Raw genomic sequence first — 13,240 nt, forward strand, 5'->3', positions numbered from 1 at the left:
CACCTCCTAAACGCCTAAATATCTGTTTCTATATCTAACCTCTACACTCTGGGGATCTAAGTCATTTTCCGTTGTATACTCAATCATATTATCACCTGTTTGCAACTGAAAAAAAGTTGATTTTGGGTCTATGTAATGAAATGCATTTTCCTTTACTCCATTACGCACAATTTCAACCTTTCTATGACCGAATTCTGTTGAAATATACAAAATGTCATCAGATGTTAAGACTCTATTAACTTTTATGAAGTCACCTGTTGAGTTGTTTTGTACACAAGGATTCACCGCAGGACCTTTAAAAAACACTTCTATAGGCGTTTCTATGTGTCCACTATTAAATATATTTTTCTTAGGCTCTCCCTTTTGTTTGAACTTAAAGGGAAGTTTAAATTTAAGCTTCCATCCACCAATCCATGTACTTATTTCTTCACCCATTTCATATTCTTTAAGATACGGGTCCGGACAAACCAAATCAACTTTAAAGTTTAAAGGTGCATATAAATTATCCATAGGCGCTTTAAAACTCTCTACCTCATATGCAATATATTTTTCTATTCCACAATAATTAACTGTTAAAATTCCTTGTCGCTTAGGATTAAAAAATCCTATTAATTTTTGTCTTTCAAATTCCTTATTAAGTCCCTTATAATCAACTTCTATAAATACATCTCTAGGTAACAATCTTTTTTTCTTAATGTATCCACCATCGTATTGTGTATATTGCTCTATATCTATTTCATAGTCAGTGCTTTCAAGTCCTTCAACTTTTATTAACTTATAATCACTGTCTTTTTCTATATTTAAAGTGTCAGTACCACCTTGAAACTTTAAATTTAAAAATCTAGTATCCAAAAGCTAAGTCCCTCCCTACTTTCTTAAGAGCTCTAGCATTTTCAGCAGGAGTTCTTTCTGGATTTACTATTGTAACATTTTGAGTTACTCCATTATCGTTGGTTATTGTATTAGTGTTATTTACAACTTTATTAAATCCAGCAGTAATAGCTCTAGATGTTCTAGCTTGTTCTTGATATACTGCAGCATTGAGTTTAGCACTAACTTCATCAATATTTATATTAGAAACTATATCAGCTAAGTTTTTTCTAATATCTTTTTCAACCCTAGAAGTTTCACTTTCAAATCCAACCCCAACACCTTGGGCCATCATAGCACCTATTTTATCTCTGTAGAGTCTTGATGGAGAATGTATATCGTTTGCTTCTTTAGCACCATCCAACATCCCTTTAAAAAATCCTGTTACTTTATCATGTATCCAACTTCCCATGCTAGTAATTCCATTCCAAATCCCTTTTACAATATTAACTCCTATATCTAAGAATTTAGAAGGAAGGTCTTTTACTGCTCCTATAATGTTTTTAACCATATTCGAACCAGCTTTTTGTGCTTCATTACCTAGATTTTTACCGAATTGAACAACTTTAGAAATAGTATTTAACAACCATTGCCAAATCTTACCCGGTAATGTAGTAAACCATTGAATTACTGCATTTATAGCACTTGTAACTGCACTAACCATATTAGAATAAGTTTGTTGCCCCCATTGGATTATTTTATTTATTGTATTTAATAGCCACGTCCATATACGCCCTGGTAATTTAGCAAACCAATTAACTATAGAATTGATCCATATAGGCACGTTAGTTACAAGATAATTCCATGTATCTTTACCCCATTGAATTATTTTTTGAAGTACAAACCCCATGGCATAACCTATTTTATAAGGTAACTCATTGAACCAATCAAACATTTGTTGAATCCAAGATGGAATTGTTTCAGTAAAGAAACTTGCTATAGCGTTCCATCCATCTATGAAAAATTGTTTAATATTAGTCCATAGAGTTCCGAACCATTCACCTAGAGAACCAAACCATGCCCTTATACTTTCTATCCATGAAGGAATAGTTTCTGTAAAGAAAGCAATCATGCCATTCCACCCAGCAATAAATCCATCTTTAATCATATTCCAAGCATTAATAAAGAAATTTCTGAAACCTTCGTTAGTATTCCATAGGTAAATAAATGCAGCTACTAAACCAGCTATAGCGGCAATAATTAACCCTATAGGATTCGCCATCATTTCAATATTTAATAGTTTTTGCGCAACTGCCCATGCCTCTGTAGCGGTTTTAACCCCTTTGAAAGCTTTAACAACACCCATAATCATATTAGCTACGTTTAAAACTAATAACGCAGTACCTATACCAACTATTACAGTTGCTATTGTATTACCATTATCTAGAATCCACGCAAATCCTTCTGTTATTTTAGGGAGCCATTGCAACGCAACATTAACTGTATTTTTTATCGCTTCAACTATACCTTCAAAGATTGTTCTCACATCTTCTTGCATTGACTCAGGAAATAAAGATGCAATCATCTCTGGGACTTCGTCTAAAACCTTAGGAAGTAATGTTCTAAATAATTCTCCAATACCTTCTATTGCTATTTTTATTCGGGGTAACAAATTTTCACCGAGAGCACCTAAACTTTCAACTAAATTTTGCACTAATACATCAAAATTAGCATTATCATCAGCCATACCAGTTAATAAATTAGTCCATGCAGATTTAGTCATGTTTAAACTACCTTCAATAGTGCTTGCAGCTTCTAGCGAAGTTGTTCCAGTTATACCCATTTGCTCTTGAATTACATGAATAGCTTCTATTACATCATTGAAATTACTTATGTTATATTTAACGCCACTAATTTTTTGAGCATCAGCTAAAAGTCTTTCCATTTCGGTTTTTGTACCACCATACCCTAGCTTTAAGTTATCTAGCATTGTGTAATTTTGTTTCGCAAATCCCTGATAGGCATCCTGTATACGTTCGATTGCAGTACCCATTTTATTTGCATTGTCAGACATATCTATAACAGCCATATTCCCGATTTCAGCGGCTTTTTTAGTATCTCCACCAAGTCCTTGTAATAAGCTTGCACTAAATCCGGTAATGGTGCTCATATACTCGTTCGCACTCATTCCAGCTGTCTTATATGCATTATTTGCATATTTTATTACTTGGTCACTATTTTTTTTGAATAATGTTTCAACTCCACCAGTCAACTGTTCATATTCAGCATACTGTTTTATAGACAATGTAGTTAAAGCTGCAACAACTCCCGAAGCTGCAGTAGCTAATCCTGTTATTGCAACCGCTCCTGTTTTTGCTAAACTACCTAATTTACCACCTAATCCTTTTACTCCTTTTTCTGCACCTTTACTGTCAATTTGTGTATCTATAATAATTCTACCATCACTAATTTTTCTCACCTCCTATGAGGAATTTTAGGCATAACAAAAGCACCTACAATTAAGTAAGTGCCCTATATATTATTCTATACTAAACTCTATATTTTCAATTGTTTCTCCAGTAGAATCATCCATAACTAAAAATGTTCCTTTAAAATTTTTAACTTCTGTTATATTATTATCCATTACCGATAAATCACTTTCACTTTTCATTTTCGCGGTTATGGTTTCACTAAATAAATCATCCACCATGGTTCCATCATTACTGCATTTATCAGCACCAACAAGAATATCTTTATCAGTTTTATTTACAACTTCCAATGTTATATATATTCCTCCAAATGCGCTCTTTCCCTTACCTTTACAAGTAATAGTAACATTATCTGTATCAGCTAAAACTATATCACATTTATCATCCTTTTGTTGTTCTCTAATTTCTTCTAGCTTTTTTTCCTTTTCTTTTGAAGTTTCTGCTTTAGCAACATCTTTTATAGTTGTATCTTTCTTTTCTTCTTTGCCACATGCTACTAAACTTAGTGAAAATATTAAGCAAAGTAAAGCAGTTAATATCTTTTTCATAAATACCCCTCCTATTCATAACATATACAATATATCATATATTAAGAATATATTACAATACTTTACTAACATCCCCACCATTAAGTAGAATGTTATTTATTTCATCTAATTTATTTCTTTCATCTTTTGCAATAGGAATTTTATATAACTCTTGCATCTTCGTATAATGTGCCTTTTGTTCCTTGTCTTTGATTTTACTTAAGTCCATGGCACGATAACCCATTATTTTAACTATCTCATTATCTTCCTTAAGGCTTTTAAACATAGCTTTAAACTTCCACCAATGAAGGTAATTCACATCTTGTAAATCAACTCCGTACTGGTCTAGAAATGCAGAATAGATATAGTCATCATCATAATCATAGGAATAAACATTTGTACTCTTGCCTGTTCCCTTATTTTTAGTTTCGACTTCATCTTTTCCGCATCTATAGAACCACAATATCTTCTCTATGGCTTGATTTAAATCTTTAGGCAATATAGGATAGTAAAGTTCTAAGGCTTGTATAATCTTATCCTCTTCGCTTATAGAGCTATCTTGCATTAGAAGTTCAAATAAAATAGAGGTGCGAAAATCACTATTAATTTTGTAATCTTCACCCTCTATATTCACTTCTTTAGGTAATAGGTCGATTAAGATATTCATTACTTTTTATTTCTTCTTTGGACTCTATTAGGGGAATATTTACTTGCCATTTTCTCAACTTCTGTTTTTTGTTCTTTTATATACAAAACTAATTCCTCAAAAGCCTTTAAGCACATCATAAGATTAACTCTATCACCGAATACCTTCTTGTCAGTACCTTCGCCGAATAGTGTGTTAAATACCTCAAATATCGCGTTACACTGTATTTTAATAGTTTCAGATACTTTCGTACCTTCAATAGATTTTGCGACCCCCTCAACGTGTTCTAAGGCGTTCTCCCACTTCTCAGCCACTTCATAATCTAATATATCTATATCTTGTAATTCTACATTATTAATCTTCATTCTTATTTACCCCTTTCCTATTATACTGCTGGTGTGAATCCTTCTGTGAATGTCTTAGTATCTGTTACAAATGTTCCTTCTACCGGGTCGCTAATACCTAAGAAACTTCCGCTTATGCCTAATTCTCCATCATTATCCTCGAAGGAATCTACTGCAATAGCTACTTTAAACTTTCTTGCCCTAAATCCAGAAGTGGTTGCAGCTTTGTCTAGATCCACAATTATATATTCTGTTTCGGTGTCTGCACCCGTTAATTGCATTTCTCCAATATTTCTAATATGTTCTATAGCCACTTCACTAACAATCTGGTCTGCATTGAAGCTTGTACTCCACTCATAACCTATCACAGATTGAGTCGCACTAGATTGATTTATATATCTCTTAGATGCAGTTTGTGCACTAGGACTCTCATTAAGTTCTGTAAATCCACTTCCTAATAATTCAAAAGCTTCACTTACTTTTAAGTAACTAGCTTGTATTTTTCTTTTACGAATACTCATTTATATCACTCCTATAATTCTATATTTTCTATTTCTGCTCTTTCCTCTAAATATGATGCGTAGGTATCCATAGCCTTAAATTGACCATTTAACAAATCATAACTACAAGAAGGTTTAAATGTTAAAGTTCCTTCTTTGTATTTTTTAAGCATATTACCTAATCCATTCATTCTTATTTTAAGTTGCAAGTATTCCGCCTTAAATCTTTCTTTGTAATCATCACTTTGCATCATTTCAATTGTTTCTTTTAATTCCATTCCCCTTCACTCCTATTTCTTCTTTAAATATTTTAATCTCATTTGCACCTGGAACTGTGCCGTATCTTCTGTTACTGCAAAAGCATAACCAGTGCTAGTAACCTTAATTTCTAAAGGCTCTAATCCATTATCAAGTAATGGAAATATTTCATTATCATTATTACTTTCTATCCATTCAGCAAACTTTTCGTAGAATCCAGAGTTATCAATATTTTGTAACACATCTGCCCCGTAAGGCTCTCTAGATGTAAATATAAAAGCATATTGCCTAATACTATCACCATTAACGTACTTTTTCATTATAGGTTCGATTGGAATTTCTTCTATAGAATAAGTATCCGGGGAAGGTTCGAGGTAGTTGACATTAACCCTAATTGCATTATTAAAAGTATCTAGGTAAGGGCAAGTCCTTATATAATTTCTAAGATTATCAATTATCATTTACTCTTACCTCCCACAAATTGAGCTATTGTTTTTACAATATTATCTCCTTTATCTATCCACATTCTTCTATCCCACATCTTACCTCTTAAGCCACCTTGAGAATTTCCTTGCTTACCCATACCTTTGTTAGTGTAATATTGTTTAGCCGCATATGGTGCATTATAGGTGATTTTATCTGTGCTTAAAGTAATCATCATGTCCTTAAGCCGACCAGTCTTGAATGGTGTGTAGTTATTGCTATATTTCGCTACTTGCTTAGTAAATTCTACTTGCGCCCTTCCGTTCTTATTTAGATATCTCTTAAGTAGTATCTTTTGGGAGTCATCAATATCAACTCTAACATTAGTAGCCATATTATACCCCCTCAACTTCCATATGGTTCGGTAGTGTATCGTTAACGCTTTTAACATCTATTACATTGTCAAAAGCACCTTCTAAGTCAGATAGTCTATAGGGTGATATTCCTGTTACTTCAAAAGATACATCCCCCTTAACTATCTTGTCCCCATCACTGGCAAAAGTAAAATAGTTAGGCCTTTCTGTATCAGGTAACTTTTTAAATCTCTTAGGAGATACGTAATTATCTAGCTTATCTATAAAAATTAAGGTGCTATCTGCAAGTAGTAACCCATTATTGCTAATAGTCGCATTTCTTTTACTCTGCCAATTAACACCCTTAATTACAGTTCTTTGATACCTGTCATAACCTAAGGTGTTATCAAAGTACCTGTTGTATACTGTAATAGTATCATTTTTAAAAAATACCATATTACCACATCCTTACGTATGGTGTAGGTAATAAAGCTTTTACATCTGGAGTTATTGTCCAGGCTTCTATATTAGAGTCAAAACTAATACTTTGATTACCTTCACTCATGGACTTAACTCCAACTGATTTAGCTGAATTTATTTTACTTGCATTTTCTATAAGTTGATCTATTGCTAAAGAATAATTCTTTTTAATATAAATATCACTCAAATCCCTATTTAAATAATTTCTAATCACCAATATTGCTTTAACTTGATTTCTTTCTTCTAAAGTCATATAATCCCTCCTCTATAAAATAAAAGAGGGAAATTAATCCCTCTTAAATTAAGCTAATGTTATAGTTCCAATTCCTAGCTCTTCTCCATGTGGTAAAGAAGGTAATGCAGTTGCTGCAGCCTTTGTAAATTCTCCTACTGGATCTATAGAAGTATAAGTTCCTACAAAAATATGTCCTACCATTGAAGCTTCATCCATTTTACCATCACCAATTAATTTTACTTCTTCAGCAGTTAAACCATAAATTGTCTCTCCAAGAGGACCATCTCCGAACATTGAAATAACATTCTCTGGGAAGTATCTCTTAGTAGTAAATCCTTTTGCACCTTCTACTTTGTACTTAGCTTCATAAGTAACTATTTGTGGTAAGTTTGATTGTTCTAGTAATTCATTTAATTGAGCTAAAGTAACAATCTTATCAGAATTTACTCCATGGATAGCAGCTCTTACAGAATTACTATTACATATAGCTCTAGCAATTTTTCTAGATGTAAGAGCTCTCGTTGGTCTACTAGAAGTATCTTCTACTGCATCTGCTAAAGTTGTTAAATCATCAAGTGGTTTTGATGTAGATGCAACACTCCAATTGAATGATTTCTTATTGGCTGTTGGAACTCCATAATCAAGAGTAACTTTTACTCCATTTTCTTCAATTTTAATTTTACCAGTTGAAAGAGCTTCCATTCTCATGGCTTCCACTCTTACTTTTACCCCTTCAACCATCTTTTCAGAATCCTTATATAGCTGAGATAATACAAATGTTAACTCTGCCTCAGTTCTTGGATTTTGAACTTTAATTATTTCCTTCTCTGCTATTTTAATTTGTCTCTTTATTAATGCTAAGCTTGCAACTCCTTTTTCAATAGCTTCTCTACTAGCCATCTGAGTCTTTGTATCAAATGCATGTACAGATGCACTAACTGGAAGTCCTCCAGCACCTAAGATCATATCAAATTCTATATCTTGAATTTTTCTTTCTGGGAATAGACTTTCACCTAACATTGGTGCTATCTTTCTTTCTTTAAAATAATTTATTAATTCCTTTGTGTTAAAAAATTCTTCTATTCTTGGCATTCTTCATTCCCCCTCTTATTATCTAAATGTTATGTTTGGCAATGCAGTTTTAATTGCAGTTATTGCTTTAGCAGCAAAGCCATCTAAAACTCTATCTGCTCTTAAGTATCCTTCAACTATTAATGAACCTGGCATATCACCATTAGTTACATCCACAGTTTTATAAAGGATACCTACAGGTGTAGTAGTTAAAGTTTCTGAACCTAATTCCCCAGTTTGCTTAACCACATTACCATCAGCATCTATTAAACTTCCAGCTAACACATACTTCCTTCCATGCTCATCACCATCAGTAACGTTAGCTGCTAAAACAGTTCCACTAAAAGTTACTAAGTTTGCTGGAGTTACTAAAATCTCCATGTCATTTGTATAACTTGTCTTTTTAAAATTCATAATTAATTCCTCCTATTTACTTGCCCAAGGGTCACTTGGAGCATTGTTTGTGTTATTTAATTGGCTTGCTATTGCTGCACCTATACTTATTGGTTTCCCATCCGCACCATTACCAGGTACATATGAACTAGCTTTCATCTTTTCATCTACTAAAGTTTCTAATCCTTTAGACCAATCCTCTGCAAAGCTATCTAAATTCGCTTTAGTAGAGTCTAAATCTTCACCTAAAAACTTCTCAACAAAATTAGCTGGTAGTTTCTTTTCAGCCGCATACTTCATTGCTTGTGCTAATAAATCTTTTTTAGCATTAACTTGTCTTTCTTTTTCTAGTTCTTTTTCTAATTCTAAAAGTTTCTTTTGAGTTGGATCAGTAACTAAATCCGGATATTTCTCCGTAATGAAAGGTTCAAGTTCCTTTTCTAAGTTGTTTTCCTTCCATGTTTTTAAAGCCTTATTGTGATATTTATCATTTTCACTCTCAATATAAGCTTTAAAATCCTTATCAGTTTTCATTTTCTCCTTAAATGCATCTAAGGTAAGTCCACTAGCTTGTAGTGACTTAGCTAAATCACTATTTTCTAGCAATGAATCTATATTTTCATCATCACCAGCTTTTTCTATTAATTTTAACAATTCTTTCTTTAACATATATCCTCCTATCCCCTAAACCTCACATGAGCCTTAGGACACAAATTATTTATCAAGCAATGTATTTATACCCCTTGTACACTTCAAGCCCACAAGACGTATTTTAGGTATAATAAAAAGCCTTATTTCTAAAGCTTGCCATTCATCATCTTTATAAATTTTTCAGTATCAGCCAAAGTTGAATAATAAATATAAACCATAGTAGCAAATATATTCATTATCGGTATTGCACCAAAAACCAAAAGTCTTATGATTGTAAACCACCTTTCTTGGTTTTTACCTAATGTTATCTTGCTTTTATTAATAAAATACCTCATAACCAATAAAGCAAACGATAAATAAAATAATCCTATTGTTACTAAATAAAATTTTAACATTGCATTTCCCCCTTTTTTAATTTTGAACATAATAAAAGCACCTACTCTTTATATGAGTAAATGCTTATTAATCTTCTATAGTATAGAAACACCTACATAACGCATGTTGAGGTAATTCTATTTTTTCATCGAAATCGAATGGTTTATCATGATGCTGTGAACATTTAGGACATGTTCTACTATCTAAAGTTGCATTGTACCTAACCCTTTTAACGCCAGTTTCTTTGCAAAGTCTATCGAAAGCATTGCTAGAACATCTATTAACTTCCGTTTCAACTAATCTTTTAGCATTATAAGCATTAGTATTATATATTTCCTCAATATCCTTCTTGATTTGATTTACATTAACCTTACCATTAAGAAAATTCTCAACTTGCTTTTTAAGATGCTTTGCTACCTCTCTCTCATTGTCCCATACCCTAGTTGAAAAATGCTTTCCTTTAAAATTAGCTTCAATAATTTTTCTAACATCTTCTAACCCTTTGTTGTAAGAGTAGAAATTAAAGGTTTTTCCTGTGATGTTAGTTAAGATATTAAATATAGTTTTCTCCTGTAGTGTCGCTTGTCCTATAGTTGCTTTTTTAATTACCTCATTTAGCCTTATAAGCTCTTTATTTCTCTGCTTAATATTAAGTGCCATCACACCTTCTAAGACTGTGTACGTAAGCATTATCAAAGCTATTTCTTGAAGCAATTCATCCTTGTTTTTCTTCTGTTCTCTATAAACTTCTTTCGTTTGTTCTTCCGCTTCATCATAAAGACTTTCGATAAATTCTTCTTCTCTAGTCATTATTCATCACCTAGCTTATCTAAATCTATTTTAGGTAACTCTTCTTCCTTTTCTCTTTTAACCTTTTCAGCTTCAGCAACTTTATTATTAATAAAACTGAATAATCCTCTAGCGGTATCCTTTGAAATAGTTCCATCAGGTGTTTGATTTAACATTTGAGCGGTAGCTAAATCATCACTAGGTATGTTAGGAGTATATAAAGCCTTAACATCTTTATAATCATACTTTTTGTTCTTTTTTAGGTCTAAATAGATAAATAGAAATCTAATTCTATTTTTCACTATATTTTTGTGAGCCTTAATTTGTAAATTACATTTATTCTCTAGTACTATCAACCTTGATTGAAGAGTTACTCCAGATACATTACTCTGAAGCTTTTCATTATGATTTATATGACAAGCAATTTGATACATTGTATCTTCATATCTATCTAGAGTATTTTGAATAAATGTATCATTAATATTTTTTATTAACCAAGCTGCATCACCACCAGCTTGTGGAAATTGTATAACTCCCAACTTTTTCATATTAGGAATATCACCTTCATCCACTTGTGCATTTTTAAATAATAAATAAGCATTTCTAAAATCACTTATTTCATTACCAACATCTGATAAATTAGTTTCAAATGCATCTTGAAGTCCTTTTAAATCTTTAAATAAACTATCATCAGTTAATTCCTCAGTAAGTGCTCCTATTGTAACTGGCACCTCTCCAAAAATATTTGCAGTTGGAGTAGATATCTGATTAAATTTATTATCAAAGTGATAAATCAGATCATCAGTATAAACATCAACGTATGAATTAGTAGTTTCAAAATCATTTTTAAAAGTATGAATAAAAAATAAAACCTTCCCTGAAGAATTATCCTTATAAGCATATCCATCAGTAGGTTTTATAATTTTACTACAAAAATCAGCATTATCATTTATATAATAAAGTTCATACACCTTGGAAAACACCAATAAGTATTTCATAACATTTGTATCATGTAACTCATCCCAGTGTGCAGTATAATATTCAATGTCCTTTATAACGTTTTTATTATCTATTCTAGACTCATAAGTTATATCATTACCTAGTGTATATGCAACTTCTTCTTTAATAAATTTCTTTATAAAATTTACATTTATTTTAAGATTAGACCTTTCAGTTACAAACAGATACTTTTTAATTGCATCAGTATCTCCCTTGTAATAATCATACATTTTATTATATAGATTTCTAAAAACATAAAAACTACCATAAGCTTTTTTAACTAACTTTAAATGTTCTGGATTATTTAGGTTTAATCCAACTTCCTTTTTAAATAATTTTTTAACTAAATCACTAAGCTTCATATCACACCTCCTATAATCTAATATAAAAAGAGCACTATAACGCACTCTTTAATATGTCTTCTATTTTATTTATTTTCCAATATGGTATCCTAATTAATTTAATGTTTTTATATTTACAATATTCATTTTTCGTATTATCCCTTAACTTTTGTACTTCTAAGTCACAATTTAAAGAAGTTTGCTTAAAATGTAATTCTCCATCAAATTCAACGCATACATTTAAATTTGGAATATAAAAATCAAAAACTAATTGAGATTTATATTTACAATCTTTAAACTTATGCTGATATTTAAATTCTATATCATTAGATCTTAACCATTCATAAATCTTCTTTTCTCCCAAAGATGCATTGCATAATGGACACCCTTTCCCAGCTTTCAATTCATGATAATTACTATACCATTTATGATGACATTTATTACATTCACATAATAATGGAGTTCTATTATTTTTATATATTTTACTTAAAACAGTAATCCCATTAATTTCTGTTTTTATTTTTTCAATATCATGTTTTAACTTTTTACTACACCTAGCACATCCTGTTTTATTATGAATTAAATTTGTATAAGATGCCTTCCACTTGTACCCACAATTTAAACACTCACAATCAAATTCACTATAAATGTTACTATATTCTTTACTTAATAATTTAATGTTACGATTTTTTAAATCACTTTCTATTTTACTTATGTTAGGCTTTGATTTACCTGAACATCTAGGGCATCCAATTCCTTTTTGCAAACTGTTCCAAATAGCTTTCCATTTGTAATCACAGCTGTTGCATTTACAATCTAAGTGAGTTTTACTATTCACGTAGATATTACTTAATATAGTTACTCTAGGGTTAATTTTCGATAATCTATCTATAACTTCATCAATGGTTAATTTCTTAGGCATTAATACATCTCCTTTAAATTTAACAACAATCTAGTTTTTGTATTTTTTGCACCATCAGATATTCCATTCTCATATGCTAATTCTACTTTTAACTCAAACATATGATTTAATAATTCAGTATACTTATTAAAAGTATGTTTTAACTCTTCTGGCATTTTTGCTAATAACTCTTCATGATATTTATCTTCCGAATCCTCAAGCACTTCAATAACAAATTCATTACTAGTTTCATACTTTTTTCTCAAAATTTCATTTACGTTTCTATTCATAATACACCACTCCTCAAATTTATATTAGCTATCATTAACATAATATTAGCGTACATTAATATAATTGTCAATACTTTTTATTAGTGTTTGCTAATAAAACATTATTTGACACTAATATTAAATAAGTGTTATATTATATGTGAGGTGAGTGTATGTCGATTAAATACTATAAATTGTTTGATTTAATTTCTCGTAGAGAAATGAAAAAAACTGATTTATTAAAAGTAATTTCATCACCAACATTGGCGAAATTGTCCAAAGGTGAAACTGTTACAACTGAAGTTATCCAAAAAATATGTGACTTTCTCAACTGTCAACCTGGTGATATTATGGAAAATATTTCAGATTAAAAGAGATTAAAAATC

20 protein-coding genes are annotated in these 13,240 nt (G+C 31.1%); 1 reads left to right on the forward strand and 19 read right to left on the reverse strand.

Features of this window, described 5'->3' with window-relative positions; translation table 11 throughout:
* Positions 1 to 6: 6 nt before the first annotated feature.
* The 19 genes from ACTNBA_RS06340 to ACTNBA_RS06430 all read right to left on the reverse strand — a co-directional run bounded on the left by ACTNBA_RS06340 (position 7) and on the right by ACTNBA_RS06430 (position 12,875).
* Positions 7 to 852 carry a phage distal tail protein gene (locus ACTNBA_RS06340; RefSeq protein WP_441073082.1) on the reverse strand — a complete coding sequence of 282 codons (846 nt, stop codon included), beginning with the start codon at positions 850 to 852 and terminating at the stop codon, positions 7 to 9.
* Positions 842 to 3,289, reverse strand: a complete 2,448-nt coding sequence (locus tag ACTNBA_RS06345) for a phage tail protein (protein WP_441073083.1) — start codon at positions 3,287 to 3,289, stop codon at positions 842 to 844. The genes ACTNBA_RS06340 and ACTNBA_RS06345 overlap by 11 nt, the downstream gene beginning before the upstream one ends.
* Positions 3,290 to 3,349: 60 nt before the next feature.
* Positions 3,350 to 3,847 (reverse strand): hypothetical protein, encoded by a 498-nt coding sequence (locus ACTNBA_RS06350; protein ID WP_441073084.1) that lies wholly within the window; start codon positions 3,845 to 3,847, stop codon positions 3,350 to 3,352.
* 52 nt (positions 3,848 to 3,899) lie between these two features.
* Positions 3,900 to 4,493, reverse strand: a complete 594-nt coding sequence (locus ACTNBA_RS06355) for a bacteriophage Gp15 family protein (protein ID WP_441073085.1) — start codon at positions 4,491 to 4,493, stop codon at positions 3,900 to 3,902.
* On the reverse strand, positions 4,493 to 4,837 hold the full coding sequence (locus ACTNBA_RS06360; RefSeq protein WP_441073086.1) for a DUF6673 family protein: 345 nt from the start codon (positions 4,835 to 4,837) through the stop codon (positions 4,493 to 4,495). The genes ACTNBA_RS06355 and ACTNBA_RS06360 overlap by 1 nt, the downstream gene beginning before the upstream one ends.
* Positions 4,838 to 4,857: 20 nt before the next feature.
* On the reverse strand, positions 4,858 to 5,337 hold the full coding sequence (locus tag ACTNBA_RS06365; RefSeq protein ID WP_441073087.1) for a hypothetical protein: 480 nt from the start codon (positions 5,335 to 5,337) through the stop codon (positions 4,858 to 4,860).
* A gap of 11 nt (positions 5,338 to 5,348) precedes the next feature.
* Complete coding sequence (locus tag ACTNBA_RS06370) at positions 5,349 to 5,594, reverse strand: crAss001_48 related protein (RefSeq protein ID WP_441073088.1); 246 nt, start codon at positions 5,592 to 5,594, stop codon at positions 5,349 to 5,351.
* A 12-nt stretch (positions 5,595 to 5,606) separates the two neighbouring features.
* Positions 5,607 to 6,035, reverse strand: coding sequence for a chloramphenicol resistance protein (locus ACTNBA_RS06375; RefSeq protein WP_441073089.1), 429 nt, complete (start codon positions 6,033 to 6,035; stop codon positions 5,607 to 5,609).
* Positions 6,032 to 6,391: a minor capsid protein gene (locus tag ACTNBA_RS06380; RefSeq protein ID WP_441073090.1), complete on the reverse strand. Its 360-nt coding sequence runs from the start codon at positions 6,389 to 6,391 to the stop codon at positions 6,032 to 6,034. Before ACTNBA_RS06380 ends, ACTNBA_RS06375 begins: the two co-directional genes overlap by 4 nt.
* A gap of 1 nt (position 6,392) precedes the next feature.
* Positions 6,393 to 6,806, reverse strand: a complete 414-nt coding sequence (locus ACTNBA_RS06385) for a DUF6751 family protein (protein WP_441073091.1) — start codon at positions 6,804 to 6,806, stop codon at positions 6,393 to 6,395.
* 1 nt (position 6,807) lies between these two features.
* Entirely contained in the window at positions 6,808 to 7,083 is a 276-nt protein-coding gene (locus ACTNBA_RS06390) for a hypothetical protein (protein WP_441073092.1), read from the reverse strand.
* Between the two features lie 48 nt (positions 7,084 to 7,131).
* The gene (locus ACTNBA_RS06395; RefSeq protein WP_441073093.1) at positions 7,132 to 8,157 is read right to left on the reverse strand and encodes a major capsid protein; all 1,026 of its coding nucleotides are present in this window, start codon (positions 8,155 to 8,157) and stop codon (positions 7,132 to 7,134) included.
* 18 nt (positions 8,158 to 8,175) lie between these two features.
* Positions 8,176 to 8,550, reverse strand: a complete 375-nt coding sequence (locus ACTNBA_RS06400; protein ID WP_441073094.1) for a carbon-nitrogen hydrolase family protein — start codon at positions 8,548 to 8,550, stop codon at positions 8,176 to 8,178.
* Positions 8,551 to 8,562: 12 nt separating this feature from the next.
* Entirely contained in the window at positions 8,563 to 9,198 is a 636-nt protein-coding gene (locus ACTNBA_RS06405; protein WP_441073095.1) for a DUF4355 domain-containing protein, read from the reverse strand.
* A 128-nt stretch (positions 9,199 to 9,326) separates the two neighbouring features.
* A complete protein-coding gene (locus tag ACTNBA_RS06410) occupies positions 9,327 to 9,605 on the reverse strand; it encodes a hypothetical protein (RefSeq protein ID WP_441073096.1) in 279 nt (92 codons plus the stop codon).
* Positions 9,606 to 9,642: 37 nt separating this feature from the next.
* Positions 9,643 to 10,365 (reverse strand): minor capsid protein, encoded by a 723-nt coding sequence (locus tag ACTNBA_RS06415; RefSeq protein ID WP_441073097.1) that lies wholly within the window; start codon positions 10,363 to 10,365, stop codon positions 9,643 to 9,645.
* Entirely contained in the window at positions 10,365 to 11,705 is a 1,341-nt protein-coding gene (locus ACTNBA_RS06420) for a phage portal protein (protein WP_441073098.1), read from the reverse strand. Before ACTNBA_RS06420 ends, ACTNBA_RS06415 begins: the two co-directional genes overlap by 1 nt.
* A 34-nt stretch (positions 11,706 to 11,739) precedes the next feature.
* On the reverse strand, positions 11,740 to 12,606 hold the full coding sequence (locus ACTNBA_RS06425; protein WP_441073099.1) for a PDDEXK family nuclease: 867 nt from the start codon (positions 12,604 to 12,606) through the stop codon (positions 11,740 to 11,742).
* Positions 12,606 to 12,875, reverse strand: a complete 270-nt coding sequence (locus ACTNBA_RS06430; protein WP_441073100.1) for a hypothetical protein — start codon at positions 12,873 to 12,875, stop codon at positions 12,606 to 12,608. The genes ACTNBA_RS06425 and ACTNBA_RS06430 overlap by 1 nt, the downstream gene beginning before the upstream one ends.
* A gap of 152 nt (positions 12,876 to 13,027) precedes the next feature.
* Between ACTNBA_RS06430 and ACTNBA_RS06435 the strand changes: the two genes are divergently transcribed.
* Positions 13,028 to 13,225 (forward strand): helix-turn-helix domain-containing protein, encoded by a 198-nt coding sequence (locus ACTNBA_RS06435; protein ID WP_346890737.1) that lies wholly within the window; start codon positions 13,028 to 13,030, stop codon positions 13,223 to 13,225.
* The last annotated feature ends 15 nt before the right edge of the window (positions 13,226 to 13,240 follow it).

The sequence above is a fragment of the Clostridium sulfidigenes genome, from assembly GCF_052067195.1.
GTDB classification, from domain to species: Bacteria; Bacillota; Clostridia; order Clostridiales; family Clostridiaceae; genus Clostridium_J; species Clostridium_J sulfidigenes.

Coding starts and splice junctions, on each gene's coding strand:
- ACTNBA_RS06415 (WP_441073097.1), bottom strand. CDS start 10,365: ATGACTAGAGAAGAAGAATTTATCGAAAGTCTTTATGATGAAGCGGAA.
- ACTNBA_RS06425 (WP_441073099.1), bottom strand. CDS start 12,606: ATGCCTAAGAAATTAACCATTGATGAAGTTATAGATAGATTATCGAAA.
- ACTNBA_RS06435 (WP_346890737.1), top strand. CDS start 13,028: ATGTCGATTAAATACTATAAATTGTTTGATTTAATTTCTCGTAGAGAA.
- ACTNBA_RS06405 (WP_441073095.1), bottom strand. CDS start 9,198: ATGTTAAAGAAAGAATTGTTAAAATTAATAGAAAAAGCTGGTGATGAT.
- ACTNBA_RS06355 (WP_441073085.1), bottom strand. CDS start 4,493: ATGAATATCTTAATCGACCTATTACCTAAAGAAGTGAATATAGAGGGT.
- ACTNBA_RS06430 (WP_441073100.1), bottom strand. CDS start 12,875: ATGAATAGAAACGTAAATGAAATTTTGAGAAAAAAGTATGAAACTAGT.
- ACTNBA_RS06400 (WP_441073094.1), bottom strand. CDS start 8,550: ATGAATTTTAAAAAGACAAGTTATACAAATGACATGGAGATTTTAGTA.
- ACTNBA_RS06380 (WP_441073090.1), bottom strand. CDS start 6,391: ATGGCTACTAATGTTAGAGTTGATATTGATGACTCCCAAAAGATACTA.
- ACTNBA_RS06385 (WP_441073091.1), bottom strand. CDS start 6,806: ATGGTATTTTTTAAAAATGATACTATTACAGTATACAACAGGTACTTT.
- ACTNBA_RS06370 (WP_441073088.1), bottom strand. CDS start 5,594: ATGGAATTAAAAGAAACAATTGAAATGATGCAAAGTGATGATTACAAA.
- ACTNBA_RS06395 (WP_441073093.1), bottom strand. CDS start 8,157: ATGCCAAGAATAGAAGAATTTTTTAACACAAAGGAATTAATAAATTAT.
- ACTNBA_RS06365 (WP_441073087.1), bottom strand. CDS start 5,337: ATGAGTATTCGTAAAAGAAAAATACAAGCTAGTTACTTAAAAGTAAGT.
- ACTNBA_RS06375 (WP_441073089.1), bottom strand. CDS start 6,035: ATGATAATTGATAATCTTAGAAATTATATAAGGACTTGCCCTTACCTA.
- ACTNBA_RS06390 (WP_441073092.1), bottom strand. CDS start 7,083: ATGACTTTAGAAGAAAGAAATCAAGTTAAAGCAATATTGGTGATTAGA.
- ACTNBA_RS06410 (WP_441073096.1), bottom strand. CDS start 9,605: ATGTTCAAAATTAAAAAAGGGGGAAATGCAATGTTAAAATTTTATTTA.
- ACTNBA_RS06350 (WP_441073084.1), bottom strand. CDS start 3,847: ATGAAAAAGATATTAACTGCTTTACTTTGCTTAATATTTTCACTAAGT.
- ACTNBA_RS06360 (WP_441073086.1), bottom strand. CDS start 4,837: ATGAAGATTAATAATGTAGAATTACAAGATATAGATATATTAGATTAT.
- ACTNBA_RS06420 (WP_441073098.1), bottom strand. CDS start 11,705: ATGAAGCTTAGTGATTTAGTTAAAAAATTATTTAAAAAGGAAGTTGGA.